At 50.7% G+C, this 25367-nt stretch carries 23 protein-coding genes; 3 read left to right on the top strand and 20 right to left on the bottom strand.

Features of this window, described 5'->3' with window-relative positions:
• Positions 1-117: 117 nt before the first annotated feature.
• The 13 genes from pepN to J6J34_RS06480 all read right to left on the bottom strand — a co-directional run bounded on the left by pepN (position 118) and on the right by J6J34_RS06480 (position 14383).
• The gene (pepN, locus tag J6J34_RS06425) at positions 118-2733 is read right to left on the bottom strand and encodes an aminopeptidase N (RefSeq protein WP_301898667.1); all 2616 of its coding nucleotides are present in this window, start codon (positions 2731-2733) and stop codon (positions 118-120) included.
• An 8-nt stretch (positions 2734-2741) separates the two neighbouring features.
• Positions 2742-4220, bottom strand: coding sequence for a Na+/H+ antiporter NhaC (gene nhaC, locus J6J34_RS06430; protein WP_301898668.1), 1479 nt, complete (start codon positions 4218-4220; stop codon positions 2742-2744).
• 50 nt (positions 4221-4270) lie between these two features.
• Entirely contained in the window at positions 4271-4756 is a 486-nt protein-coding gene (locus J6J34_RS12470; protein ID WP_335342630.1) for a hypothetical protein, read from the bottom strand.
• A gap of 10 nt (positions 4757-4766) precedes the next feature.
• A complete protein-coding gene (locus J6J34_RS12475) occupies positions 4767-5648 on the bottom strand; it encodes a sodium-dependent transporter (RefSeq protein WP_335342631.1) in 882 nt (293 codons plus the stop codon).
• Between the two features lie 95 nt (positions 5649-5743).
• Positions 5744-7807 carry a carboxy terminal-processing peptidase gene (prc, locus tag J6J34_RS06440; RefSeq protein WP_418055283.1) on the bottom strand — a complete coding sequence of 688 codons (2064 nt, stop codon included), beginning with the start codon at positions 7805-7807 and terminating at the stop codon, positions 5744-5746.
• A gap of 4 nt (positions 7808-7811) precedes the next feature.
• A complete protein-coding gene (gene proQ / locus J6J34_RS06445) occupies positions 7812-8468 on the bottom strand; it encodes an RNA chaperone ProQ (protein WP_301720309.1) in 657 nt (218 codons plus the stop codon).
• The gene (locus tag J6J34_RS06450) at positions 8461-8751 is read right to left on the bottom strand and encodes a hypothetical protein (RefSeq protein ID WP_301720310.1); all 291 of its coding nucleotides are present in this window, start codon (positions 8749-8751) and stop codon (positions 8461-8463) included. Before J6J34_RS06450 ends, proQ begins: the two co-directional genes overlap by 8 nt.
• Positions 8744-9229 (bottom strand): GAF domain-containing protein, encoded by a 486-nt coding sequence (locus tag J6J34_RS06455; RefSeq protein WP_301720311.1) that lies wholly within the window; start codon positions 9227-9229, stop codon positions 8744-8746. The genes J6J34_RS06450 and J6J34_RS06455 overlap by 8 nt, the downstream gene beginning before the upstream one ends.
• Before the next feature lie 4 nt (positions 9230-9233).
• A complete protein-coding gene (locus J6J34_RS06460; protein WP_301720312.1) occupies positions 9234-9524 on the bottom strand; it encodes a YeaC family protein in 291 nt (96 codons plus the stop codon).
• Positions 9524-9850 (bottom strand): hypothetical protein, encoded by a 327-nt coding sequence (locus J6J34_RS06465; RefSeq protein ID WP_301720313.1) that lies wholly within the window; start codon positions 9848-9850, stop codon positions 9524-9526. Before J6J34_RS06465 ends, J6J34_RS06460 begins: the two co-directional genes overlap by 1 nt.
• Before the next feature lie 129 nt (positions 9851-9979).
• Positions 9980-11665 (bottom strand): alanine/glycine:cation symporter family protein, encoded by a 1686-nt coding sequence (locus J6J34_RS06470; protein WP_301720314.1) that lies wholly within the window; start codon positions 11663-11665, stop codon positions 9980-9982.
• A 68-nt stretch (positions 11666-11733) separates the two neighbouring features.
• Positions 11734-12864: a M14 family metallopeptidase gene (locus J6J34_RS06475; protein ID WP_301898669.1), complete on the bottom strand. Its 1131-nt coding sequence runs from the start codon at positions 12862-12864 to the stop codon at positions 11734-11736.
• Between the two features lie 73 nt (positions 12865-12937).
• Complete coding sequence (locus J6J34_RS06480) at positions 12938-14383, bottom strand: glyceraldehyde-3-phosphate dehydrogenase (RefSeq protein WP_301773941.1); 1446 nt, start codon at positions 14381-14383, stop codon at positions 12938-12940.
• A gap of 224 nt (positions 14384-14607) precedes the next feature.
• On the opposite strand from J6J34_RS06480, the gene pyk reads away from it, so the two are divergent.
• Positions 14608-16044, top strand: coding sequence for a pyruvate kinase (pyk, locus tag J6J34_RS06485; protein WP_301720317.1), 1437 nt, complete (start codon positions 14608-14610; stop codon positions 16042-16044).
• On the opposite strand, the gene J6J34_RS06490 is transcribed toward pyk, so the two are convergent.
• Genes J6J34_RS06490 through J6J34_RS06500 form a run of 3 tightly spaced genes read right to left on the bottom strand, consistent with a single transcriptional unit; the run spans position 16037 to position 18830 of the window.
• Positions 16037-16897: a DUF6279 family lipoprotein gene (locus J6J34_RS06490; RefSeq protein ID WP_301720318.1), complete on the bottom strand. Its 861-nt coding sequence runs from the start codon at positions 16895-16897 to the stop codon at positions 16037-16039. The two genes, pyk and J6J34_RS06490, sit on opposite strands and share 8 nt — an antisense overlap.
• Before the next feature lie 29 nt (positions 16898-16926).
• Complete coding sequence (locus J6J34_RS06495; protein WP_301720319.1) at positions 16927-17754, bottom strand: LytR/AlgR family response regulator transcription factor; 828 nt, start codon at positions 17752-17754, stop codon at positions 16927-16929.
• The gene (locus J6J34_RS06500; RefSeq protein WP_301720320.1) at positions 17754-18830 is read right to left on the bottom strand and encodes a sensor histidine kinase; all 1077 of its coding nucleotides are present in this window, start codon (positions 18828-18830) and stop codon (positions 17754-17756) included. Before J6J34_RS06500 ends, J6J34_RS06495 begins: the two co-directional genes overlap by 1 nt.
• A gap of 151 nt (positions 18831-18981) precedes the next feature.
• Here J6J34_RS06500 and J6J34_RS06505 point away from each other — a divergent pair, with 151 nt between their 5' ends.
• Complete coding sequence (locus tag J6J34_RS06505) at positions 18982-20772, top strand: M61 family metallopeptidase (protein ID WP_301898670.1); 1791 nt, start codon at positions 18982-18984, stop codon at positions 20770-20772.
• Here the strand turns inward: J6J34_RS06505 and J6J34_RS06510 are convergent.
• The 3 genes from J6J34_RS06510 to J6J34_RS06520 are packed head-to-tail and all read right to left on the bottom strand — an operon-like array spanning position 20769 to position 23182.
• Positions 20769-21605 (bottom strand): M23 family metallopeptidase, encoded by an 837-nt coding sequence (locus J6J34_RS06510; RefSeq protein WP_301898671.1) that lies wholly within the window; start codon positions 21603-21605, stop codon positions 20769-20771. The two genes, J6J34_RS06505 and J6J34_RS06510, sit on opposite strands and share 4 nt — an antisense overlap.
• Positions 21598-22482, bottom strand: coding sequence for a 6-carboxytetrahydropterin synthase (locus tag J6J34_RS06515; protein WP_301898672.1), 885 nt, complete (start codon positions 22480-22482; stop codon positions 21598-21600). The genes J6J34_RS06510 and J6J34_RS06515 overlap by 8 nt, the downstream gene beginning before the upstream one ends.
• A 49-nt stretch (positions 22483-22531) precedes the next feature.
• Entirely contained in the window at positions 22532-23182 is a 651-nt protein-coding gene (locus tag J6J34_RS06520; protein ID WP_301898673.1) for a LysE family translocator, read from the bottom strand.
• Positions 23183-23266: 84 nt separating this feature from the next.
• On the opposite strand from J6J34_RS06520, the gene J6J34_RS06525 reads away from it, so the two are divergent.
• Entirely contained in the window at positions 23267-24184 is a 918-nt protein-coding gene (locus J6J34_RS06525; RefSeq protein ID WP_301898674.1) for a LysR family transcriptional regulator, read from the top strand.
• Here the strand turns inward: J6J34_RS06525 and J6J34_RS06530 are convergent.
• Positions 24158-25357: an MFS transporter gene (locus J6J34_RS06530; protein ID WP_301898675.1), complete on the bottom strand. Its 1200-nt coding sequence runs from the start codon at positions 25355-25357 to the stop codon at positions 24158-24160. The two genes, J6J34_RS06525 and J6J34_RS06530, sit on opposite strands and share 27 nt — an antisense overlap.
• Between the last annotated feature and the right edge of the window lie 10 nt (positions 25358-25367).

The following is a 25367-nucleotide window of genomic DNA, read 5'->3' on the forward strand; positions in this document are numbered from 1 at the left end:
CATTTACCTAAGCTATTCAATGCTTATTCGGTGGAAAAATCAGTGTTCAGACCACGTATGACGTGGCCTGAACATGATTATGCATGGGTTCATGCATGAATATTTGGTTTTTACTCGCTACTGCTGCAACGCGTTCGCAATCTTTTCATCAAGATCTGGCGCTAAATCAGGAAGTTGTTGCAGCTGCAACAGGCATTCCTTCATCATTTGCTGGCGTCTTGTATCGAATCTGCGCCATTGCATAAACGGCGTAATCAAACGCGACGCAACTTGAGGGTTAAAGGTATTCAGTTGCGTAATTATGCTTTGCAATAATTTATAGCCTGCCCCATCTTGCTGATGAAAGCGTAGACTGTTGCGGCTGAAATTGGCAAGTAATGCGTAGACGCGGTTCGGATTGCGTAAGGAAAATTTGGGGTGCTCGATGAGCTGGGTGACCCGCTCAACAGTAGTGTCGTGCAGCGCGTTCGCCTGCGCAGCAAACCACTTATCCATCACCAGAGGCGTATCCTGCCATTGCTCAGCGAAGGTCGCTAGCACTTGCTCTACACATGGGAGCTGGTGTTGCACGGCAATTTCTAATGCGCCCTGTTGCAGGGTCATGTTGCCCTGCTGACATGCTTGTTCGGCAACCTCGTCGCTATACTGCTGGGGTTGTGCCAACGCCAAAAAGTACAGACAGCGCTGGCGTAAGGCACGAGCCGCCATCGCTTTGCCACTTAAATCATCGGGCTGGCTATCGAGCTTGGCGAAACACTCGGCGAAGTCGTCGGATAATTCATCGGCGACCGTTTTAGCGAGGCTGGTAACCGCCAGTTCAATAGCATCAAGTGGCGCATCTTCAGTGTAATACTCAAGTAATTCTTCAGCGCTTGGTAAAGTAAAAATAAGCGCTTTCAGTGCATCATCGAGAGGCGCATGCAAAGCTTTCTTTAAGGCGGTGTACTGTGATTCCGACAGCTGCGCCGCCTGATTTGTGTCGACGGCCTCTTGCAATGCCTTCAGGTAGACTTGCTGAGCGGCTTCCCAGCGTGTCACCTCTTGTTCAGCATGACCTAGCAACAGCTCTAAATCTACTGTTGTTAGTGGCGTCTGCAGCTTCACAGGCGCACTGAAGTTTTCCAGCCAGGCAATGATTGGCTCCTGTTCGACGTTGGAGAACGTCAGCGAGCTTGTGGTTTCGGTCAAGGTATACAGTTGACTGCCAGACTCATGTTCAACAACTTCGTCCTTTGCTGTTAGCTGGATACGCGAGCCCTTTTCGTCGTAGGCACTGAACAGTAACGGGATCACCAGAGGGAATTTTTCTTCCTGCCCTGGCGTCGCTGGTGTGAGTTGTTGAAAGTTAAGCGTGAGCTGTTGCTGCTGGGCATCATAATGTTGCGCGATCCGAACTTCAGGGGTGCCGGCCTGACTATACCAGCGGCGGAACTGGGTTAAATCGAAATCATTAGCTGCTTCCATAGCGGCAACGAAGTCTTCACAGGTCACGGCCTGGCCATCATGGCGTTCACGATACAAGCGCATGCCGCGCTGGAAGCCCTGTTCTCCTAATAAGGTGTGCAGCATGCGAATCACTTCTGCGCCCTTGTTGTAAACCGTCACCGTATAAAAGTTGTTCATTTCCACAACTTTATCGGGACGAATAGGATGTGCCATAGGACTGGCATCTTCGTTGAACTGAAAACTGCGAATGACGCGCACAGCATCAATGCGGTGCACCGCACGTGAACCCAGGTCAGAGCTGAACTCCTGATCACGGAAAACCGTCAGGCCTTCTTTCAGACTGAGCTGGAACCAATCACGACAGGTGATACGGTTACCGGTCCAGTTGTGGAAATACTCGTGACCGATGACAGATTCGACATGAACAAAGTCCCAGTCGGTGGCTGTCATTTGATCGGCTAAGACATATTTCGAGTTAAAAATATTGAGCCCTTTATTTTCCATAGCGCCCATATTGAAAAAGTCTACTGCCACAATCATATACCGGTCGAGGTCATAAGCGAGGTCAAAACGTTCTTCATCCCATTGCATTGAACGTTTTAGCGCTGCCATTGCGTATTCGGCCCGGCTCAGGTTGCCTTTATCGACAAAAATCTCCAGGCGTACGTCACGCCCTTCGCTCGTCTGGTAATGATCCTCCAGACGATCAAAGTTACCTGCCACCAAGGCAAACAAATAAGCGGGTTTAGGATGAGGGTCATGCCAGGTGGCATAATGACGGCCTCCGTCTAACTCACCGGAGCTCTCCAGATTGCCGTTACTCAGCAGATAGGGATAGAGTTCCCGATCGGCTGAGATCTTAGTCGTGAACACCGCCAGCACATCGGGGCGATCGAGGTAATAGGTAATACGGCGGAAACCTTCGGCCTCACACTGAGTGCAAAAAGCTCCGCCAGATTTGTACAAACCTTCTAACGCGCTGTTGCTACTTGGATCGATCTCAGTGACAAGTTCCATTTCGAAGCTATCGGGAAGCTCATGAACGATGAGCTGCTTATCGGTGACTTCATAGTTTTGCGGTGGCAGTACTTTGCCATCAATTTTGATACTGATTAATTTTAGCTGCTCACCATCCAGTTCTAAAGGACCTGAATTCTTCCGCTCTAAGTGTAACTGCGAACGCACTTGTGTGGCTCTCTCATCAAGATCGATGTCAAGATGAACGGTTGTAATAGAGAATGCCGGAGCGCGATAATCGCTCCGGAACTTAGCTAACTTCTTCGACATAACGGCTCTTAACTACTTGCGTGAATCGGTGAATGAGGTGCTCTGTCACGGTGTAAAATACGAATCCCCGTGTAACCATAAAACATTGCGATGAGCGGCGTTAACCAATTAAAGAATGCAAATGGTGCGTATTCCCATGGACTTACTGCCAGCGTTCCCATCATGAACGCACCACAGGTGTTCCATGGAATCAACGCTGAAGTCAGGGTACCGCTATCTTCCAGAGTACGAGAGAGAACGCGCGCATCAAGCCCGCGTTTTTCATATTCTTCGCGGAACATACGACCTGGAATGACGATGGCCATGTATTGGTCTGCGGTAAGCAAGTTAGCACCAAAACAGGTAAATAATGTCGCTGCAATCAAGTTACCGGTGGATTTGGCGAAGCCAAGCACGCCCGAGATAAGACGTTGCAATAGACCGATTTTTTCGACAATTGCACCAAAGGTCATGGCGCTGAGAATCAACCACACGGTATTGAGCATGCTGGACATACCGCCGCCACTGAGAAGTGAATCAAGTTGCGTGCTACCTGTTTCCACCACGATGCCATCGGTCAGCGCCATCCAGACCACTTTGAGTGACGCGACAGCAGAGCCGTCATCGGCAAGTTCCTCGATTAGCTCGGGCTGGAAGATGACAGCCCATACACCACCCAACAAGGCACCAAAGAATACCGTGGGTAAAGCAGGTTTGCGGGTCGCGGCCAGGTACAATAGTACCAAGAGTGGCACCAACATTTCCCAACCAATATTATAAGCGTTGGTCAGTTCCAGCTGCATGGTCTCGAGTTTTAGCGCACTGGTTGTGGTAGCTTCAACATTTAAACCCAGCAAGAAAAACAACACCAGCGAGATAAGGTAAGCAGGCCCCGCAGTGTAAACCATGTAACGAATGTGCGCGAACAATTCGGTACCGGCCACCGCAGGTGCCAGGTTTGTGGTATCTGATAAAGGTGACATTTTATCGCCAAAATAGGCCCCGGAAACTACTGCGCCGGCAGTAATGCCGGGAGATAATTCCATCCCTGCTGCGACCCCCATCAAGGCAACACCGATGGTTGCGGCGGTGGTCCATGAACTACCAATGGCTAGCGCGATGATGCCGCAAATTAGCGCGCTGGCGGCGTAGAACCAACTTGGGTTAAGTAGCTCCAAACCATAATAAATCATGGTCGGTACCGTGCCGGATAACAACCAGGTACCAATCAGCGAGCCTACCGCGAGAATAATCAGCAAGGCCCCCAGAGCAACGGAGACCCCTTCTTTAATACCTTCTTCGATGTCGTCCCAACGGTAGTTATTGACAAAACCTATGACCACCGCAACGGCACCGGCCACCCATAGCGCAATTTGGTTGGGCCCGTAGGACGAGTCTTCGCCAAATAGAAAAACCGACCCAGCCAGAGTGCAAATGAGAACCAGCAACGGAATGGTAGCCTGCAGCAAGCTCGGCTCTTTAAAAGCTGTAAGGGATTGATTTCGCATAGTTATCTCTAATGTCTTTTAATTAATCACAGTTACAGGATGGCGTACTATTAAAGATTAAGTACGCCCACCAACTGCAGGAAAATAATGATTATGATGACCGGCGCAAACCAACGCACCATAAACAGCCATGCACGGAAAATCATCGGCGCTGTATCAAGTTCGTCCTGACTGGCTGAACGGGTCATCACCCAGCCGCTGAACAAGGCGAGTAATAAGCCGCCCAACGGAAGCAACACTGAGCCAGTGGCGTAATCAATCACATCAAACCAACTGCCTAATAGTTTCCCGGGAACCTGTACATCAATTTGCGTCCAGGGAGCCCCCGCGAAGGAATAAATGGTCACCTGCCCTAGCAACCACAATGTTGCTATTGCGACGATAGTCGCTTTCCAGCGGCCCCAGTCGCACTTTTCTTCCAGAAAAGCGACTGCGGATTCTATCATTGCAATTGCAGAGGTAAAGGCGGCAATGACCAGCATCACAAAGAACGCGGTGCCGACCAGGACGCCACCCGGCATGGTACTGAACGCCACTGGTAAGCTCTTAAAGATTAAGCCAGGCCCAGCTTCTGGCGGTAGTTGGCTGCCAAAGACAATTGATAGCTAAGCCAGCCAGTAAAGCAACAAAGGTATCAGCCAATGCAACCCACATTGTGGTTTGTACGATTGAAGTTTCCCGCGGCAAGTAGGCGCCGTACATGATAACCACACCTGAAGCTAAGCCGAGCGAGAAAAACGCATGGCCAAGTGCCAGCAGGATGGCATTGATGGATAAATCATCGAAATTCGGGGCAAACATAAAGCTCATGGCGCCGGCGAAGTCACCGATGGACGCGGCGTAAATGGCGATCAGGATGAGCAATGCCACCATGATCGGCAGCATCCATTTCACCGTGCGCTCCAGGCCATCTTTGAGGCCTTTACCCACGACCACTGCAACAGCAACCAAAATAAGCGCATGCCAAAGGGTTAAGCGCAGTGAGGAACTCACCAATTGATCGAAAATGCCACTGATTTCAGCGACCGACTGGCCCTGAAAAGCGCCACTGGCGGATTCGTAAATGTAGGCTGCTGCCCAGCCCGCGATAACCGCATAAAAACTTAACACTAAAAAGCCTGTCGCCATGCCGAGCCAACCGGTAATTTGCCAGACACTACTACTGCCCGACTCCAGTGCGACTTCACGCGCAGCGATGCCGGGACTGTGGCGACCGCGACGGCCAATCACAATTTCAGCGATCATCACTGGAATACCAATCACGGCGATACAAAGCAGGTACACCAGAACAAAAGCCCCGCCACCATTTTCACCGGTGATATAGGGGAATTTCCAGATATTACCCAGGCCCACAGCGGCTGCGGTTGAGGCAAGAATAAACGCCATGCGGCTGGACCAGCGGCTGGCTATCAGTTTAGGACGTGTCATAACCTTAGTGTTCCGTCATGTTATTATTGTTTTAGTCGGTTGTGCTTAGTCTATAAAAAAGCCGCCATGGGCGGCTTTGCAGCGATAAACAGCGCTTAGTGCATGGCAAGCTTCATCGTATCAATAAGCTCAAAGCTTAACACCAGGGTTTCGTTCAGGTATGGATCCGGTAACTCAAAGTCTTCCGGCACATTCTCAAGTGACTCCACTGGTTCAAAACCAGCGCGCACTAACCGCTCATTAGCACGTTCTAACGCTTTTTGTTCGTCCTGTTTTTCTTCTGCCTTACGTTCCTCAAGAACCAGGCTGATCCAGGTTTTATCTTTCTGCCGCTGGTATTCAGCTGCATCTTCCAGAACATAATTAAATTCAGGGTTTTCGCTAATGTTTTTCTCTTTTAAAGCGCGCAGTTCTTCTAGTTTGCCTGAAGACACCAGTTGCAGTGGCTGATAATCAGCGGTATCAATTTTATCCCAGGGCAAGGCATTCTCCTGGCTACTTTCACCAAAGGTTTCCGTGTCCGTGACTGTCGGGAATTGCACGTCTGGTGTTACGCCACGCATCTGGGTACTACCACCGTCGATGCGGTAGAACTTCGCGATGGTGTACTGGACACTACCGAGCTCTTCATCAAAGAAATCAAAACGACGCTGCAGGCCACGGTGCTGTTGCACAGTACCTTTGCCGTAGGTATTCTCACCCACAATTAAAGCGCGTTCGTAGTCCTGCAATGCTGCGGCAAATATTTCCGAAGCTGAGGCACTGTAGCGATCGACCATGACCACCAGAGGGCCATCGTAAAAGGTCTCACCGTCGCGGTCGCCATTGACTTCTCTGCGGCCGCTGCCATCAGTGACCTGTACTACAGGTCCCTCATCAATGAACAAGCCAGTCAGCGCGATGGACTCTTGTAAAGAGCCGCCGCCATTGCCACGCAAGTCAATGATCACGCCTTCGGCTTCGGTTTCGTTAACCTCGGCGATCAGATTTTTCACGTCTTCACTGAGATTGTGGTAAAAGCTGGGAATCGCGATAGCGCCCATGGTGCGTCCTGCGTAAGGCCCCTCTTCTACCGTCTTAATTTCGACTTTGGCTGCGCGGTCTTCAAGTTTTACCGTGTCGCGGACGATTGAAATCTCAGTGGGTTTGGCCCCTGCGGCCTGATTTGCTTTGAGGACCTGCAATTGCACTGTAGTGCCTTTCGGACCTTTAATGAGCTCGACGACTTCATCGAGACGCCAGCCGACGACATCGACAAACTCAGAGTCTTCATCTTCACCTTGCGCAACCGCAACAATTTTATCTTCGGGGGCAATAGCGCCAGATTTATCGGCGGGTCCACCTGGAACGAGGCTGCGAATGACCGTGTAGTCAAACTCTGATTGCAGCACAGCGCCAATCCCTTCCAGGGACAGATTCATGTTTTGCTCAAACCGCTCAGCATTGGCTGGAGACAGATAACTGGTATGTGCTTCGACACTGCGCGCGAACGCATTCATTACCGTCTGAAAGACGTCTTCGCTATTGGTTTGAGTGAGCCGCTTCAAAGCATTGTTGTAGCGCTTGCCAAGGGTTTCTACCACCTCCGGCCATGTTTTGCCGGCCATGGTTAAATTAAGCGCATCGTATTTTACGCGTTGGCGCCACAGCTCATCCAGTTCGGCTTCAGAAGTCGCCCACTGCGCATCTTCACGATCGTACTGATAACGATCGCCGGCGACGGAAAAATCAAAGGGTTGCTCTTCGTCGAGCAGGCTTAGCGCATAAGCATAGCGCTCAAAGTTGCGTTGCAAGGCTTTTTCAAACAATGCGTAGGCAGGACTAAGCTTGCCGGAATGAATCATGTCGTCAAACAAATGCTGGTATTCACTGGCTTGCTCAACATCCGCTTGTAATAAAAACATTTTATTGAAATCAAGCATTTTCAGGTAACGATCCAGAATTTGCTCCGACAGTGCATTATCCAGCTCCATATTTTTAAAATGGTAGCGGGTGAAATAAGTCGTGACGCGCTGACTAACAACACTATGTTGTTCTTCTTGCTTCAGTTTTGGTAGGTCATCGACTTCATGCGCTGGCGGTAACGCGATAGCTGCGGAAACCACCCCACATTGCAAAGCGACAGCTATAGCTAATTTTCTCATCGTTACCTTCTGCATTGTGTTACTCCTGCTGCGCTAAAAATATAGCATCTACTGTAACTTTGACCGTCAAGCCGTTGTGAAGTTGCACCACTACATCATTACGGTCAACTTCAACAACTTCACCTGGCACAGGCTGCTTACCAGCTTTCACCTGAACTTTCTGGCCAACCGACAATTTTGCACTGTCAGCAGCCGTTAATTTAGGCGCTGCGGGCTTTGCTGACTTACGTTTCGCAGCGGGCTGTTTAACTGCTGGCGACTTAGTGCCAGGCGCTGATTTCGCTGGAACCTTAGCTCGCCGGGCGTTCGCACGTGGCGCTGGATTGGCCGCCTTTTTGCGCTCTGCCGCAGCAGCCTTGGATTGTGCCAAAGCTTCGGCAGCGTGCTTCTGCTGCTCTTCATCTACTGTACTGACGGCAGTGCCCGACAGATCAACGCGCTCCGCGCCCTGCTTCATCGCGCGCAGGTAACGCCAGCTGTTGGTGTAATGCCGAAGCGCTGTGCGCAGGCGGGTTTTACTTACCGCCTCATCATCTTCTAACTGTTTCGCCAAGTCCTCAAAAATACCGATTTTAAGGGGCTTAGCATCGCCCTCGAGTGAAAAACAAGCTGGAAACTTCTCGGCAAGGTAAGCCAGAACTTCTTTGTTATTACTCAATTTCTTTACTTCACTCATGATCGTCATTGTCCTGCTGACGAGCGTCAGCTAGTTGTTCTAAAATATACGCCTGCATTTCATCACTATCGAGGCCCAGTAAGTCCGGGTTTTCAATCCAGTCGAAAAGTGTACGGCGAACGACTTCTTCCAATACGTCCAGGTCATCATCTTCTTCGCGATAGCTAGCAATATAATGAAGCATCTCATTCATTTGATCGACAGCAGTTTCGGCTTCGTCATCAAAAAAGACCATGTCCTGCTGGCTTACCAGGTAGGCATGCACATCAAACTCACTATACATCGACCGCACCGCGCAACTGTGACCAGTTGAGCCCTTCGATAAAGCGGCCAAGTTTACTTAATCCATCGGCATCATGTTGACTAAAACGACCAACGGAAGGGCTATCGAGATCAAATACGCCAACCACTTGCCCGTCTACCATCAAGGGTACCACTACTTCAGCGTTGGAGGCGCTATCACAGGCGATATGGCCCGGAAACTCATGTACGTCGGTAACCAGCTGGGTTTCTTTTGCTGCCGCTGCAGCACCACAAACACCTTTACCGAAATCAATACGAAGACAGGCGACTTTACCCTGAAATGGGCCTAGCACCAATGTCTCAGGCGCGCGAGTCAGGTAGAAGCCCACCCAGTTCACATCATCAAGCTCATGGTAGACTAACGCTGAGATATTACTTAAATTGGCGATTAAATCAGGCTCGCCTGCGGTAATCGCTTCTGCCTGGGCCAGCAGTAAATCAAAATCAATTGTGCTCATTTATTCAGGACTCGTCTGCTGATAAAGGAAAGGTTGCTATCGTTTGTCTGCTCTCTTGCAAGCTGTCGCGCATTTCCCGCTTGCTGCGGGTTACCAACAAGCCATCAGCGCCGATGCGAAAGGGTTCTTCTGAGGGACAATAGGTAGCCTGGTACGCCATCACAAGTTGCACCGTATGCTCTTTCTGCATTTCAGTCAGAGCAACGCCATCGGGCCAGCGGCCTGTTTCTACTGCCAGCACCAGTCGCTCGTAGGTTTCTGGAGAAATGCTGGCAAGTAAGTCTTCAAATTGCATTAGCGCCCTCTTTTCAACAGCAAAATACGGACCCGGTTCACTAAAAACCAAATCAGGCCAAGCCCCATCAGACCGTAGCTCACTTTCGCTTGCCATGAGTCAGGGTAAGGTTGCTCAAGGAAAGTATAAGCAAAGGCGGCAATAGCAATTAATAAGGCCAGCATCGACTGGCTTAATAACTTGTCTTTGCGGCGTTGCACAGCACGTAGTTGCTCACGTTCAAGCTCGTCACCGCTGCGCCCCGCAATCACAAATTCGCAGTGCGGACAGGTTTTGGCTTTATTGGATATTCGCTTGTTACAGGAGGGGCAGTTAATAAGTGCCATGATATCCTCTATTTGCATACTTCGAACTAAGCAATATAAGGGTTTCAGCGGTAATTTCAAGAGAGGATAGACACTCAGCTAAAAAAGAACCCGCGACGGTGCGCGGGTTCTCCTCAGAAAGTGGAACAATTACTGTTCTTCTTTCTTTTTGCTTTGCTCGGCATCAAAGTCTTGCCAGTAAGCTTTTACCGTATCTTTCATTTCACGACGTAACAACACAATACCCAGTAAGTTAGGTAAGGTCATCAAGACAATCGCTACGTAGGACAACGTCCAGACCAGGGTGGTATCGGCGAAAGATGCAATGAAGAAGCCGGCAACATAGATGATCCGGTACGGCATGACACCCTTCTGCCCAAACAGGTAGACCACCGCGCGGTCGCCGTAGTAAGACCAGGCGATAGCGGTTGAAAAAGCAAACATCAGTAAGCTAATGGGAACAATGTATTCACCGTAGTCGCCAAGGAAACCATTACTAAACGCAATTGATGTTAGCGCTGCAGAGTGAACCAGACTCTCACCGACAATAGTGATGTCCTGTTTCAGCAGACGGCCGTTGTCAATGCGCAACATACCTGTGTAAGGGTCTTCACCGGCAACGATAAAGCGGACGTTTTCAGCGACTGAGCGCGCGTGCAACATTGTATAACCATTGCTGACTGGCTCACCGTTGCGTACTTCAATAGTACCTGTGTACTTCACAATGGTGTTTTGATCGGTGCTGTTCAGGTAGTGGTAAAGCGCAGTGCGGTCTTCCTCAATTTCATCGTTGTAATTGCCCGCGACAATTTCCAGATCCGTACGTGAGAAATTGTTCTCATGTTTCTCACTCCAGACACCCGAAGAAAGAATCACCAAGCCCGTTAGGGTACACACCACGATGGTATCAATGAAGGGTTCAAGAATGGACACCAGACCTTCTGATACCGGCTCATCAGCGCGCGCGGAAGCGTGCGCAATCGGCGCCGAACCCTGACCAGCTTCGTTAGAGAACAAGCCACGGTTGACACCACGGTTGAACGCATAGGCGAAGGTTGCACCTAAGAAGCCGCCGGTTGCTGCTGATCCTGTGAATGCATCGGTGAAAATCGCTGCAAATGATGGACCGATCTGATCCAGATTATACAGAATGACACTGAAGGCACCGATGATATAGAGCAAGCCCATGATTGGCACAATGCGAGAGGTCACCGCAGCGATACGCTTGATACCGCCGATGATGACCATCGCCAATAAGATCGCCAGGATGCCGCCGGTCAGCATAGGCTCAACGCCAAAGCTCATTTCCATACTTTGAGCGATGTTGTTGATCTGGGGCATGTTACCCGTACCGAAAGAACTGATGATAGTAGCGACGGCAAAAATAACCGCCAGCCATTTCATGTTAAGGCGACGATCCATGTAGTACATGGGACCACCTGCCATAGTTCCGTCTTCGGTTTGCACCCGGTACTTATGCGATAAAGTGACCTCAACAAATTTGGTGGTCATACCCAAAAATGCTGTGATCCACATCCAGAATAACGCAGCTGGACCACCCAGGAAGATAGCCAAAGCTACACCACCGATATTCCCCGTACCTACGGTGCCTGAGAGTGCTGTCGATAAGGCTTGGAAGTGACTGGTGTCACCTTTCGCACCTTTTTTATCGAACTTTCCGGTAACGACTTTCCAGGCATGACCGAAAAAGCGGATCTGTGGAAAACCAAGATAAAGCGTGAAAAAGATACCTACGCCAAGCAGAATATATGGAAAATACGCTGCTGAGCCTAGATAGCTATCGAGCAGTAAAAGAAAGTTATTAATCGCTTCCAAGGTGTCCCCCTTGCGAAATTGTTATCGTTATTTATTGTCGTTATGGTTAACAAGCTAACTTGCGTGAATTAATCACGCAAGTTATTTGCGACTGCATAAATTGCACTTAGTACGTCAGCACCTAGTTGCGCGCTGCGCGTTGCTGACCATCCGAAATCTTCATCAGGCAGGTTCGCATTATCTGCAAAAGGCATCTCCAGAGTAAAGGCCAAACAGTTAAAGCGCTGAGAAACCGCGTTACTCGCCACCGTCAGGTTTGCTTCACCTGGCGCATCAATCTCGTAACCATGTTCGGTCTGAAATTCAGGTGTAATCGCCAGCAAGGTCTCGATGAAGCGCTTCGCTAATTTCTTATGGCGCTCATCGTAACAAGGCACACCCTCACATCCAGCCAGAAAGTTGTAAGGCAGATTTTCGTCACCATGAATATCCAGATAAAGGTCGACGCCGGCTTCTTGCATGGCCTGCAACACAAGGTAGACCTCTGGGCTGCTTTCCAGCGAAGGCCCATGCCACTCACGGTTGAGGTTGGTGCCTACCGCGTTGGTACGCAGGTGCCCGCGTACACTACCATCAGGGTTCATGTTGGGCACAATATAGAAAACGTTATCCTGTAATAATTTGCGCGCGGCGCCGTCTTCGTCGTCAAGCAGACGACTTAGCAGCCCTTCCACAAACCACTCGGCCATACTCTCGCCCGGGTGCTGACGTGCCGTGATCCAGATCTTACGTTTTTGCTCGGAAGGTTCCCCTACTACCAGCAGGTTCATATCGCGACCGTCCAGGGTAGCCCCCAGCCAGACATGCTCAACCAGACTTGACTGCTGCGCAGATTGAATTAAATCCTGATGGCGCTCATAGGAATAAGGCGTGAAATAAGCAAAGTAGATGCTTTCCTGCTCAAGGGTATGACGAATGGTCAGGGTTTTGCCGTCGAACTCCGTCGGCACCCGGAACCAGGTCTCACGATCATATGAAGCAAGCGCGGAATAGTCTTTCCAACCATCTGGGTACGCGGACTCACCGGCATTGGTGATGTTCATGACGTGCTCGGTACCCACTTCACCGTAAAGTTTGAAGTGGAACCACTGGTAGAAATCCGACTGGTGATCCTTACGGATTTTCAACTCAATGGCATCTTCGTTCGTTGCATCAACAACCTCGATATTACCGCTATCGAACTGGGCAGTTATAAACATGGGTGTGTCCTCTCGTTTTATGCTTTGAACCAAAAACAAAAGCGCCAAAAGGCGCTTTTGCAGGGTGTTTTCTTTACTTAGGCAGATTCATCAGCTGCTGTCCTGCCATCTGCTCGGCAACACGGACGACCTGGCAGCTGTAACCAAACTCATTGTCATACCAAACATAGAGCACTGCGCGGTCTTCATCAACGATGGTGGCTTGAGAGTCGACCACACCAGCATAGCGAGAACCCACTAGATCACTGGACACGATTTCTGTCGACGCAGTGAAATCAATTTGCGCCTGTAAGTCAGAATGCAGCGCCTGCTCACGCAGGAAAGCGTTGAGCTCTTCTTTGTTGGTTTCTTTGCCAAGATTCAGATTCATGATGGCCATAGAAACGTTAGGTGTTGGCACGCGGATGGCGTTGCCGGTTAACTTGCCGGCAAGTTCTGGTAGCGCCTTAGCAACCGCTTTCGCAGCGCCGGTTGAGGTTAACACCATATTCAACGGTGCAGAGCGCCCGCGACGTTCAGCCTTGTGATAGTTATCAATCAGGTTCTGGTCATTCGTGTAGGAGTGAACCGTCTCAACGTGGCCATTACGGATACCGTAATTGTCGTTGATTACTTTCAGAACCGGAGTGATGGCGTTCGTGGTACAGCTTGCCGCGCTGACGATCAGGTCATCGGGCTGAATATCAGTGTGATTCACGCCGTAAACGACATTCTTGATGGCGCCTTTTGAAGGGGCAGTCAGGAGTACTTTTTTCACACCTTTAGATTTCAGGTGCAGGCCAAGACCCTCTTCATCTTTCCAGATACCGGTGTTGTCGATAACGATAGCATCGTTGATGCCATATTGGGTGTAATCGACCTGGTCAGGACCATCAGAGTAAATGACTTTGATACTGGTACCATTGGCACGAATTGCTGAGTTCTCATGGTCAACGGTAATCGAGCCGTTAAATGGACCATGAATGGAATCCCGGCGCAATAAACTCGCACGTTTTTCCAGATCGCCGTCGCGGCCACCACGGACAACGATGGCCCGTAAGCGCATCTTGTTGTTGCTGCCATTACGTTCGATCAGCAGACGCGCTAACAAGCGGCCGATACGACCGAAACCGTAAAGGACGACATCTTGTGCAGGGATTTCGTCGGCCATGTCGACGATATCCACGAGCTCTTTATGAAGGTACTCCTCGATAGAAGCGCCCTTGCCTGCATCTTTATGTAAGTAATTAAACGCCAGCTTACCGAGGTCGACCCGGGCTGGTGCCAGTTTCATTTTGCTGAGTGCCTCGATGAACGGGAAACTCTCACGCAAACGCAGTTTGACGCCTTCGTGCCGACGAATCAGGCGATGGGCTTTGATGATGTTAATCGTATCCACGTTTAACAAAGTACGGCCATAAACCAGGATTTCCACACCGTAGTTACGATAAAGACGGCCAATTAATGGCTGCATCAATTCCGCGTACTCTTGGCGTTCTTGCCAGCTTTGAAGCGTCATATCCTGCTGCTGATCACTCATGCGATTACCTTTACGTTGCATTGAAAAGAAGAGAAACAAAAAAGTGCGCGCTATTGTACTGAAAACACCACATAAGTGCCAGAAACTCTGTAACCTCTGTGTCAGCATGATATAATCTGCGCCCTGTAGACTGCTCTATAACTGCTAGCTGGTAACAGCTAGGGCAACGAACTAAGTCGTACATGACATAATAAGAACCAGGCTTGCACACCGAGGAGTTAACCATGCTGCGCCGCACTAAAATTGTGACTACATTAGGTCCTGCAACTGATGACCCTGCTACTCTTGAAGCATTAATTAAAGCAGGCGCCAACGTTGTGCGCCTTAACTTCTCGCACGGTAAGCCAGAAGACCACGAAAAGCGCGCCACCATGGTGCGCGATATCTGCAAACGACTTGGAACTCATGTCGCTATCCTTGGCGATTTGCAAGGTCCTAAGATTCGCATCGCTAAATTTGTCCATGACTCAGTGACGCTGGACGAAGGTGACGGTTTTATTCTTGACGCTGAACTGGCCAGAGATGCCGGTACCGGCCACAGTGTGGGCATCGATTACAAAGAACTGCCTGAAGACGTCAACGCCGGCGATATTCTGTTACTTGATGATGGTCGCGTGCGCTTGCAGGTCGACCGCGTTGAGGGTGCTCAAGTGCATACCACAGTTACCATTGGCGGAAAACTTTCCAATAATAAAGGCATTAATCGTCTCGGTGGCGGCTTGTCAGCGGCGGCCCTGACCGAGAAAGATTATGAAGACATTAAGTTAGCGGCAAAAATTGGAGTCGATTACCTTGCAGTTTCTTTTCCACGCTCCGGGGAAGACATGCACGAAGCTCGTCGCTTACTGCGTGCTGCTAATGGCAGCGGTATGCTGTGCGCCAAAATCGAACGTGCTGAAGCGGTTGCCACCGATGCTGCCCTGGACGATATTATCCGGGCCTCTGAAGCCGTCATGGTTGCCCGCGGCGACTTAGGGGTTGAGATCGGTGATGCACAACTGGTCGGTAAGCAGAAACGCATCATAGAGCGTGCCCGCCAGCTCAATAAAGTGGTGATTACTGCCACCCAAATGATGGAGTCCATGATTGAAAACCCGATGCCGACCCGGGCCGAGGTGATGGACGTTGCCAATGCGGTACTTGATGGTACTGATGCGGTCATGCTCTCTGCGGAAACAGCGGCAGGTAAATTTCCGGTCGCCACCGTAAAAGCTATGGCTGAAATATGCCTGGGTGCAGAAACCCACCCTTCAGCTCGCATCGATAACAGTGAACTGGAAGAGACCTTTACCAATATTCAGGAAGCAACGGCGATTACCTCAATGTACGCGGCGACGCACTTAACCGGCGTAAAAGCAATCATCGCGCTTACTGAGTCAGGTTCTACTGCGAAGTTGATGTCGCGGATTCATACCATCCTGCCGATCTTCTCGTTGTCGCGACACCAGGATAGCCGCAATCGCTGCGCACTGTATCGCGGCGTGTATCCAGTCGCTTTTGACTCGACCAAGAGCAAAGCAGAAGATTTAACCGCTGATGCTATTAATGAAATTAAAGCGCGTGGTCATCTCAATGCTGGCGATCTGGTGGTACTGACCCACGGTGATGTCATGGAAACCGTCGGCTCGACCAATACCTGTAAAATTATCGAAGTTAAGTAGCGAAGTTGTTGATCAGGCTATCGACGGTCTCGCGGTAGCCTGCTAATTTGTTGCGGAGGTGGCGTTTTTGACCGTCGCTAAGCGTGCTGTAAAGGTCCACCATAAGCTGCATGGTCAGAGCCCGGTTGAACTCAGTGGCCGCTATCAAGGCGTCACTGCGATAAGCTTCGGGGCGCGTTATCAGCAAACTGATACCATCGGCAAAACCTTCTGCCTCAGGTGCGCGAACGGTCGCGGCAAAGGCGTCAAGCCAATCCTCCTGATACACCAGCCATAACTCATCGTTGCTAACACGCTCTTCTAGCCAGCGGCGGAGCAACGTACGTTGCTCTGACTGCAACGGGCCTAACCATTCTTTTGCCCGATCCAGCGTCCGCTCCAGTCGTTCCCGATAACGCTCCCGCTCGTTGAGATCCGCCGCTTCTTCGCGTTCCTCTTCGATTCGCTCACGCAAGTTACTGATCAGTTGCTCGCGCTGGGCCTCTGAAAGCTGCGGAAGGTAGGTTAAAGCATAAGGTTCCAGCTGATTTCGGATGGCCTGCCAGAAGCTGAATAATTGTTCGCTATACGCCACAATCTTAACCGCGTCGACAGTGTCCTGGTCAAGATCCTGTATCAGCTGCTCAAGCACATTACGATAGGCCGGTAATTGTGTTCGGGCATGCCACATATGGAGTTCGTCAATACTGCGCTCGACGTTATCCTCGAGCGGCCCGGAGAGCTCCACATACTTGGCAAGTTGCCACTCAACAAAGGTGTCCGCGAAGCGGTAGCCAAACTGGGTAGAACAGCCACTAAGACTAATAAGAAAGGTAAACAGAACCAGGCGGCTTACGAAACGTTTTGCTATCACTGTAAGTAAGCTCCTGTAGGACAGACCCTTTAGGTCGTTAAAATAAGTCGTTTAATACGCTCTTTATAGCTGCGGCTGACTTTGAGTTCTTTGCCGTTTTTCAAAACAATATGGTACTCACCATTTTGCCGGCTGCAGAGCTTTTCAATTTGTTCCAGGTTTACAATTGCTGAGCGGTGGATACGCTGAAAGCGATTTGGATTGAGTTCGTCTTCCAGCTCTTTCATGGTGCGCCGCAGAATATGGGTCTCATTACCTGCATGGATACACATGTAATCACCCGCAGCATCGACCCACTCGATGGAATTTATCGCCACACGAGTAATCTCACCGCTCTCTTTAATGGCAATATGTTCCGGGTAACGCACATTGCCCAGATCCTGATTATCAGCCAGCTTTCTCAGGATGGCCTCGCAATCTTCACCGGTAGCATCGGCCAGTAAATTAAGCATACGTTGCTGTTGCTGTTCGCGTTCACGTTCAGCCAGATTTTTTTCAACACGAGTGAGGGTCTGCGCTAACCGGTCGTGGTCGACAGGCTTCAATAAGTAGTCGATGGCACGAACTTCGAAGGCTTTAATCGCATACTGGTCGTAAGCCGTCACAAAAACCACCACCGGCAAGCTGGCGCCTTTGGCTTTCACTTCACGCAACAATTCAAAACCATTCATGCCTGGCATCTGGATGTCCAGGAAAACTAAATCGGGTTTCAGTTCAAGGATCTTTTCCAGTGCCTGTCGGGCATTCTGGCATTCATCCAGCAGCTCAACCTGAGGAAATTCTTGTAAACGCACAGTAAGACCGCGGCGTGCAAGCGATTCATCATCTACGATAAGTGTACGAATTTTGCTAGTCATTAAGCGTCAACCTGTTCGAAAGGAATGCGAATTTCCACACGCATACCACTGGGCTCGTTAGCTGATAATGTAAAGGAGTAACGCTTACCATACAAGGCCTGCAAACGATCACGGGTGTTCGCAAGACCAACGCCCCCTTTATTCACAAGATCTTCAGCCGGTTGCCTTACTCCCGGGCCGTTGTCGGCAATCACCACCACCAGGTCATCTATTTCACGCTCTGCGTGAACGATGATTTCGCCACCCTCTTCCATTTTGGCAATCGCGTATTTGATCGAATTCTCAATCAAAGGCTGCAGGAACAGGCTTGGCACCAGTGCTTTGCCAACCGTGTCATCGATCTCTATGGTGACTTTCAAACGCTCATCAAAACGTACCTTTTCAATGTCGAGGTACAACATCAAGGCTTCGATTTCTCGCGACAACGGAATTTTTTTAATAGGTTCGTTATCCAGCGAAAAACGCAAAAAGGAGCTGAGCTTGGTCATCATACGATTGGCCAGCTCGTTTTCTTTAATCAGAATCAGCGTGGAGATAGCATTTAACGTATTAAACAGAAAATGCGGATTCAACTGGTAACGCAACATCTTTAACTGCGCCTGATGCGCCATAGACGTTGCCATCAGTGCTTTTTGTTTCTCATCTTGCAGCATCTGATAATATTTAATACCAAAATAGAGCCCGCTCCAGCTCAACATGATGTAAAACTTGGCTGTGGTATTTTTAAAGTAAAACCAATTACTCTCTGGCCTGAAGCCGAACTTATAAATTTCCCAGTAAGTGGTGTTATCAATCACTGCCCAAATACTTGCGCTAAGGTACGCGGCGCCAAGTACTACGATAATCAGCATCCAGGGTTTAATGTCCCAGATACGGCGATACAGGTAACGCAACGGTACGGTCAGCAGAAATCCCGCATAAGCGCCCAGAATGATGATGATGGCGTAGATGTCGCGCATTTCGTGCATCAATGAGCCAATGTAATGGACCAGTGCATAGCCCGACCAACCGGCTGCCTGTAGCACCCAGAAGAAACGGTTACGATCATCTAATAAAGCTTTCCAGCGTCCCATCATAAAACAGCATTCACTAAAGTCTGTGGTTGACTAGCGATTATACCTAGAGTTTGCCGCGCTGTCGGTTCATTTATCGCAGACAACCCACTGTATAGCGTGTCTGTACCGTGCTAACATTTCTTTCATTCGCAATGAACTTCGTGAGGCCGCCGTGTTGCACTATGAAATTACTCCGCTTGATCCCAATGGACATCAATTCGCAGTTTCTTTGCGGGTTACACCGAAACGCCACGAAGCGCTAGAACTTAAACTCCCTGCCTGGATCCCCGGCAGTTACATGATCCGCGACTTTGCGCGCAACATTCTTGACCTGCGCGCCGAGGCCAATGGTCAGCGCATCCCGGTTACTGCTATTGATAAGCAGACCTGGCGCCTGGCACCGACCGAGAGCACCGTGCTGATCCAGTATCAGGTGTACGCGTTTGATTTGTCTGTGCGCAGCGCATATCTGGATCAATTCTTTGGCTTTTTTAATAACAGCAGCTTATGCCTTGCCATTAAAGGACACACGGACGAAACCGTTGAACTTTCATTGCAGTTACCGGCTGAACTTAAGCATTGGCGTGTGGCTACCGGAATGCCGCGACGCAGTGGAGATAACTTTGGTGCAGGTGGTTTTTACGCGGAAAATTATGAAGCCTTAATTGACTACCCGTTTCTGTTAGGTGAGCTTGGCATCCATGAATTTATTGCTGGCGGGAAAAAGCATGCGTTTGTGACTGCTGGTCGTAATTTCGCCGATTATGAGCGCATATGTAGCGATTTAGCGAGAATCTGCGAGCATCAAGTCAATCTTTTTGAGAAGCAGGTCCCCTTCGATAACTACCTGTTCCTGACCATGGTCGTCGGTAAAGGTTTTGGCGGTCTTGAGCACCGTAACTCCACGGCACTGCTGTGCAGCCGCAAAGATTTGGTGAGCAAGGGAGTACGGCAAAACATCGACACTGATTATCGCACGTTTTTAAGTCTCTGCAGCCATGAATATTTCCACAGTTGGAACATTAAAACCCTCAAACCACGGGACTTTATTCCTTACCAGCTGAATGCTGAGCAATACACCCGTCAGCTGTGGTTCTACGAGGGGATCACCTCTTATTTTGATGACTACGTATTGCAGCAAGCAGGTTTGATTGATGCCGCGACGTATCTGAATCTGCTGGGTGATACTCTGGCGCGGGTCCACCGGGGAGTTGGGGTTGATCGCCATACTGTCGGCGACTCAAGTTTACAGGCCTGGAACCGTTTCTATAAGCAGGATGAAAACGCGCCCAACGCCGTGGTGAGCTATTACGCCAAAGGCGCATTGATTGCTCTCTGTCTCGATTTAATGCTGCGTATCGAGACCAATGGTGAGGTGACCCTGGGCCAGGTAATGGCGAAATTCTGGCGGCACTTTGGTGCAGATCAGAAAGGGACTACAGACACCAGTTTTGCCGAGTTTGTCACGACTGAGTATAACGTCCATCTTGGTGCTTTTATTGAACGTGCCGTAGAATCGACGGAAGCCTTGCCTGTTCAGCAGTTGCTAAAAGAGTTTGGCATCGAGGTTCAGCGTCGGCCACCACAGGATGATACCGGTTTTGGCGGTAAACCTGCTGCCGCTCCGCTACCGGTAGCTTTAGGGGCGAAGTTTAAGGCCTCCAGCGCTGGTCTGGAGTTGCAGGTGGTATTTGCTGAGGAAGCGGCTCATGATGCCGGATTAAGTGCGCAAGATCGGATTATTGCCATTGACCATTTACAGGTTACCGATGGCACGATGCGCGAAGTCTTTGAGCGCTATCAGCCGGGTGACGTGGTGACCGTGCATGCGTTTCGCCGGGATGAGTTGCTGACCCTAGAACTCATCTGGCAAGCACCAAAGCTCAACAATTACATTCTGAGTGTCGCGGATCGCGAGCGTGCCCAAGGCTGGTTAGCTCTGGACAGCAAGCCTGAAGCCTAGAAGTGTTCCAGCACTAAGGCCGGATCAAGCCGGACGTTGCGCCAGTTCACGCGCCAGTCCAGATGCGGCCCGGTGGCACGGCCGGTGGCGCCAATGGCACCGATAACAGTGCCCTGCTCGACTTCATCGCCGACCTGAACCTTAACTTCACTGAGATGGATATAGGTGGTGGTCACCCCCTGGCCGTGGTCAACGATAATGGTCCCACCGGAATAAAATAAATCGTCATCGGCAAAAACCACTTTGCCGGACCAGACCACTTTCACCGGCGTCCCCGTGGGCGCCGCAACATCTAAGCCATAATGTGGGTTGCGTGGCTCGCCGTTAAAAATGCGCTGGCTGCCATAGACCCCACTGATACGGCCCTGAGCAGGTTCGATGATGGGCTGCAGGAAATCCTGGCGGGTACTGAACGTCTGGCGCGCTTGCCATACGGCTGCGGCTTCTTTGCGCGCTCGCGCAACTTGCTCAGGATCAGGGGTTACTGTACGTTGTGGTACGCCCTCCACCCGGTCGATGATATAGCTACGGGGTTCAAGCTCGATCTGCTGGGTGACTTGCCGGCCATCAGCTAAAGTCAGAGTCAGTTCCTGAACTCCCTCGCTGTCGCGTTCAAAACCGAACACCACGATGCCGTTATCAGAGACTTCCAGTGCTTCGCCGTTTAATGCAACCTGATAAGAAGGATCCGTTTTAGCAATCATCAGCGCGCCCGCCGTCCGTGCTCCGGTCAGTTCCAGCAAAGGTTGAGTTTCATTCGCCTGACTGATGGCACTGCTTGCAGCGAAGCACCCGAAAACCGTCAGCAGCAAGCCAAAACTTAGTTTACGCATAACCAATCGCGCCTTTTCCGACGCCTTCGTAGGCTTTCACTGTAACTTCCTGCGGCTCGGACAACTCTTGCCGGATGGCTTGTGCCAGGTAATCGGCAATGCACTCCACTGTTGAGTCATTATCAATAATGTAATTTTCAGCTTTAGGAACCAACAATTCGAAACGGCCCTGATCCGCATCATAACCGTAGCCAACATGGGTCGAATCAGTGCACGCCTGGGCCCGCTCAGAGCGCTGTAAGGCATCAATGGTACAGACGTCTTCCGTGGAGCCGAGGTAAATATCACGCCAGCGCTCAGCCCAGCGTAACTCAATATCCGTGGCACGTTCGCCATCAAGCTCGACCTTGATACGGGAACGATGACCATGGGCAATACGCTGACAGTTGCCATCATGCTTTTTCAGGCCATGGGTGTAGTGGTAATAGGCGCCATCAATCTGCTCGGCCCGCAGGGTGACTTCAAGACCTTCGACATTGCCCGGCAATTGGCGTTTAATCACTGCCCGCAGATAGGAATTGACGGTCGCCATGGTGACCCGTTCAGCATCAATAAAGGCAAATGCGTCAGCGGGACAAAACAGGTGGATCGAAGCATTATCCGGGCGCATGAAATCAACCCAATAACAGCTATCGTCAGCATCGTGCGTAACCGCGGTGTAGAGGTGATTCGCCGGCACTGCCAGTTTGTGGTCGACGGCATCATCAATAATACGTTTAATTTGTTTTTTGACACGGCCGAAATCGAGCACCATCGACTGCTCGTTCAAGCTACCATCAAGCACAATATCCACGATCCAACTCTCCCCAACGATTCCACGCTCGGGACATAGATATGAAAAATCAATAACGGTCAGATCGTTTACAAATAACTGCATAGACATCTCTGTTAAAAGCGAACCCTTCTCTGCGCCAATGATAGCATCATCAGCCGTTTACGAGAACTTGAATTACGGCAAACCAGTCCACAATAAGCTTCCCGCATAATAACAACAACAAGGCGCCCATCGTCCTGTCCAGCCAGTGTCCGTAATGCCAGATACGCTGATAAAACGCCGGAACCGTAAGTAAGGTCGCCAACAAGATGAACCAGAGCCCGGTCGCAATTGCCATATAAAGGCCGTAACCGACTTTAATCGCAGTTGGTGTTGCCGGACTGATAACGGCAGTAAACAAGGCCATAAAGAACAGTGTCGCCTTCACATTCAAACCGTTGGTGATAAAACCGATACGAAACGCTTTGCGCCGCGAAATAGCGCCAGCGGCCGCGGCGGCATCAGGCTCACTATTACGCGGTTGTGCGCGGATCGCCTGCCAGCCAATCCAGCCTAAATAGAGAGCGCCGAGCAGCAATAAGGTGGCATAAACCCACTGGTAGCGGTGAATGATTAAGGTCACTCCCAACAAGGAGTATGCGATGTGCACCAGGATCCCGACGCCAATACCAACGGCGACCCAACGACCAATGCGACGCCCGTAGGCCAGACTGTAACGGGCGGTCACAGCGAAATCCGGACCCGGCGAGGCAACGGCCAGAAAATGCAAAATAGCTATTTCGATAAATTCGCGTAAATACATTGCTTAGGAACTCTTTTGTGTTTAAATTTATGCAATACAAATTAACTTAATAGCAAATCAAGTTCGGTTAAAAGGATGCGCCTGGTGAGCTTAAAAGATTATTCATTAAATGCCCTTCGAGTCTTTGCGGTCGCGGCCAATGCGCCGTCTTTTAAGCATGCGGCTCAGCAACTGGAGCTGTCGCAATCAGCTATCACACGGCACATCCAGACCCTTGAACAGCAACTTGGTACACCTCTGTTTCACCGTGACAACCGCGTCCATGCACTGACCCCTGCCGGCGAATTATTGGCACCGACTTTACTCGGTCTGTTTCAGCAACTCGAGCAAACCGTCGAACAGGCCCGCACCTGCGGTGATGAGGAACTCACCACGTTGCGGGTGCTTGTTCCAGATACCTTTTTGCGCTGGTGGCTGGCACCGCGCCTGGCTGATTTTAACGCCATCTATCCGCATATTCGGATACAGGTCGACACCTTTGCCGAAGACGAACATGACCTGCAATTACCCAGAACCAGTCAGGCCCTGCAACACGGCCGCATTGATGTAGCGTTGCTCAGCGGCAAACTTAAAGACCGCAGTTTACAGCAAGAACTCCTGTATCAGCCAACCTTTAGTGCCATTCGCTCACCTGCGGATACTACCGCAACCCCAGCCAGCTGGTACATCAACCCCTCGAGCGAGGCCTGGCAACTGTTCTGCAAGCAGCACAAACCACTAAGTCAGACCTACCCCCTGCACCCGGTGGCAAAGGCCAGTATCGGGCTGGATCTACTCAGTAGCTTCCCTGGTTTTAGTCTGATCAATACCTTGTATGCTCAGCACCCTCAGTTTGCGCAGTGGTCGGTGCCGGCGAATGCCACCGTAACCGCAAAAACCGGTGTCTTTACCTGCTTGAAAGCCCGCGAGCGCCATCCTGTCGCTGTGGTCGCCTTCAGCAAGTGGTTGAGCAATCGTGTTCAGCAGAGTATCGCCTCAATCCATCAAGCGCCGGGCGTTTAACCAGGCAGCTATCAAAATACTGCTGAAGGTCAGCATAATAGCTGTTGGCGACCCACCGCCGTCTATCAGTGTGCCCATCAAAAACGGTGCAAGCGCGGTGGCAAAAACCATCATTGCGTGGACCAGCGCGCGCACTGTGGCCAGATAGCGGGTGCCATACAGCTCGGCCCACAAAGTTCCTGACAACGCGGAGTTAATGCCGGCACTGACACCTGCCAGGCCAAGAAAGGCCCACCAGGACCAGACGCCGAAATTCGCCGCCAGCAGTAAAGTTCCTAAAATAACCGGTACAATATTTAAGCCGATAAAGCGGCGCGAGCCGAGCCGATCGATCCAGTCCCCGGCAAACACCGAAACCGTTACCCGACTGAGCGAAAACACCATGATTGCGCCTGCGGTCGCCGCGATTGACCAGTTTTGCTGCTGCGCCAGCCAGAGCTGGTTCAACAGTAACGCAGTGACCACAAACGGCAGCCCCAGCAGTGCCGGTAACACCACCCAGAACTTTCGCTGGCGAAGAAGATCGTGTTGTCTCAGGCCAATCTCGAGTGCTGCTTCGCTGTGTTCTACTACCGGCGCCGCAATCGTTTTTGGCTTAGCGGCCTGTAACCAGAGCATCAGCGGTAAGCCACACATCAGCAGACCAGCGAACAGCCACCAGGTTTGTTGCCACCCCGTAACCGCCAGCAAGCTGACAATCACCAGCGGCAACACCAGCTCCCCTAACGGAAAGCCCATTCCTGCAAAAGCGACAGCTTTACCGCGTTGTTCGGTAAAGTAACGGCCCATGCTGGTCATGGCAATGTGCCCCATAAACCCTTGCCCAAACAAACGTAAGCCAGCAAGCCCGAGGAACAATGTAAGCAGGTGAATGGGCCAGGTGATGAGCAACGCCGAGAGCGCAATGCCGATGAAGGTAAACACCGTGAAGTGAGCCAGACTGACTTTATCCAGCTGCTTACCGATGCGCATCAGTAGCACCCCACCAACGAAGGTCGCAGCGGCATAAATAGCACCATATTCGCCGTGACTCAGATCATTTGCGCTGCGAAACGCGTCGGTGAAGAGTCCCAGTAAAAAGGTTTGCCCAAAGCTTGAGAAAAAGGTCGCCAGAAAACCGAACAGTAGAAACCGTGGATGACTCTGCAACAAGCGAAGATACTGCTTAAACATGAGAAAGTGC

The sequence above is a fragment of the Pseudidiomarina terrestris genome (assembly GCF_030466405.1).
GTDB classification, from domain to species: Bacteria; Pseudomonadota; Gammaproteobacteria; order Enterobacterales; family Alteromonadaceae; genus Pseudidiomarina; species Pseudidiomarina terrestris.

What these genes read in the sequence shown, in the direction of transcription:
- pepN (WP_301898667.1), bottom strand. Translation starts at nt 2,733, where the DNA reads ATGTCGAAGAAGTTAGCTAAGTTCCGGAGCGATTATCGCGCTCCGGCA.
- nhaC (WP_301898668.1), bottom strand. Translation starts at nt 4,220, where the DNA reads ATGCGAAATCAATCCCTTACAGCTTTTAAAGAGCCGAGCTTGCTGCAG.
- J6J34_RS12475 (WP_335342631.1), bottom strand. Translation starts at nt 5,648, where the DNA reads ATGACACGTCCTAAACTGATAGCCAGCCGCTGGTCCAGCCGCATGGCG.
- prc (WP_418055283.1), bottom strand. Translation starts at nt 7,807, where the DNA reads ATGCAGAAGGTAACGATGAGAAAATTAGCTATAGCTGTCGCTTTGCAA.
- proQ (WP_301720309.1), bottom strand. Translation starts at nt 8,468, where the DNA reads ATGAGTGAAGTAAAGAAATTGAGTAATAACAAAGAAGTTCTGGCTTAC.
- J6J34_RS06450 (WP_301720310.1), bottom strand. Translation starts at nt 8,751, where the DNA reads ATGTATAGTGAGTTTGATGTGCATGCCTACCTGGTAAGCCAGCAGGAC.
- J6J34_RS06455 (WP_301720311.1), bottom strand. Translation starts at nt 9,229, where the DNA reads ATGAGCACAATTGATTTTGATTTACTGCTGGCCCAGGCAGAAGCGATT.
- J6J34_RS06460 (WP_301720312.1), bottom strand. Translation starts at nt 9,524, where the DNA reads ATGCAATTTGAAGACTTACTTGCCAGCATTTCTCCAGAAACCTACGAG.
- J6J34_RS06465 (WP_301720313.1), bottom strand. Translation starts at nt 9,850, where the DNA reads ATGGCACTTATTAACTGCCCCTCCTGTAACAAGCGAATATCCAATAAA.
- J6J34_RS06475 (WP_301898669.1), bottom strand. Translation starts at nt 12,864, where the DNA reads ATGTTTATAACTGCCCAGTTCGATAGCGGTAATATCGAGGTTGTTGAT.
- J6J34_RS06480 (WP_301773941.1), bottom strand. Translation starts at nt 14,383, where the DNA reads ATGAGTGATCAGCAGCAGGATATGACGCTTCAAAGCTGGCAAGAACGC.
- pyk (WP_301720317.1), top strand. Translation starts at nt 14,608, where the DNA reads ATGCTGCGCCGCACTAAAATTGTGACTACATTAGGTCCTGCAACTGAT.
- J6J34_RS06495 (WP_301720319.1), bottom strand. Translation starts at nt 17,754, where the DNA reads ATGACTAGCAAAATTCGTACACTTATCGTAGATGATGAATCGCTTGCA.
- J6J34_RS06500 (WP_301720320.1), bottom strand. Translation starts at nt 18,830, where the DNA reads ATGATGGGACGCTGGAAAGCTTTATTAGATGATCGTAACCGTTTCTTC.
- J6J34_RS06510 (WP_301898671.1), bottom strand. Translation starts at nt 21,605, where the DNA reads ATGCGTAAACTAAGTTTTGGCTTGCTGCTGACGGTTTTCGGGTGCTTC.
- J6J34_RS06515 (WP_301898672.1), bottom strand. Translation starts at nt 22,482, where the DNA reads ATGCAGTTATTTGTAAACGATCTGACCGTTATTGATTTTTCATATCTA.
- J6J34_RS06520 (WP_301898673.1), bottom strand. Translation starts at nt 23,182, where the DNA reads ATGTATTTACGCGAATTTATCGAAATAGCTATTTTGCATTTTCTGGCC.
- J6J34_RS06530 (WP_301898675.1), bottom strand. Translation starts at nt 25,357, where the DNA reads ATGTTTAAGCAGTATCTTCGCTTGTTGCAGAGTCATCCACGGTTTCTA.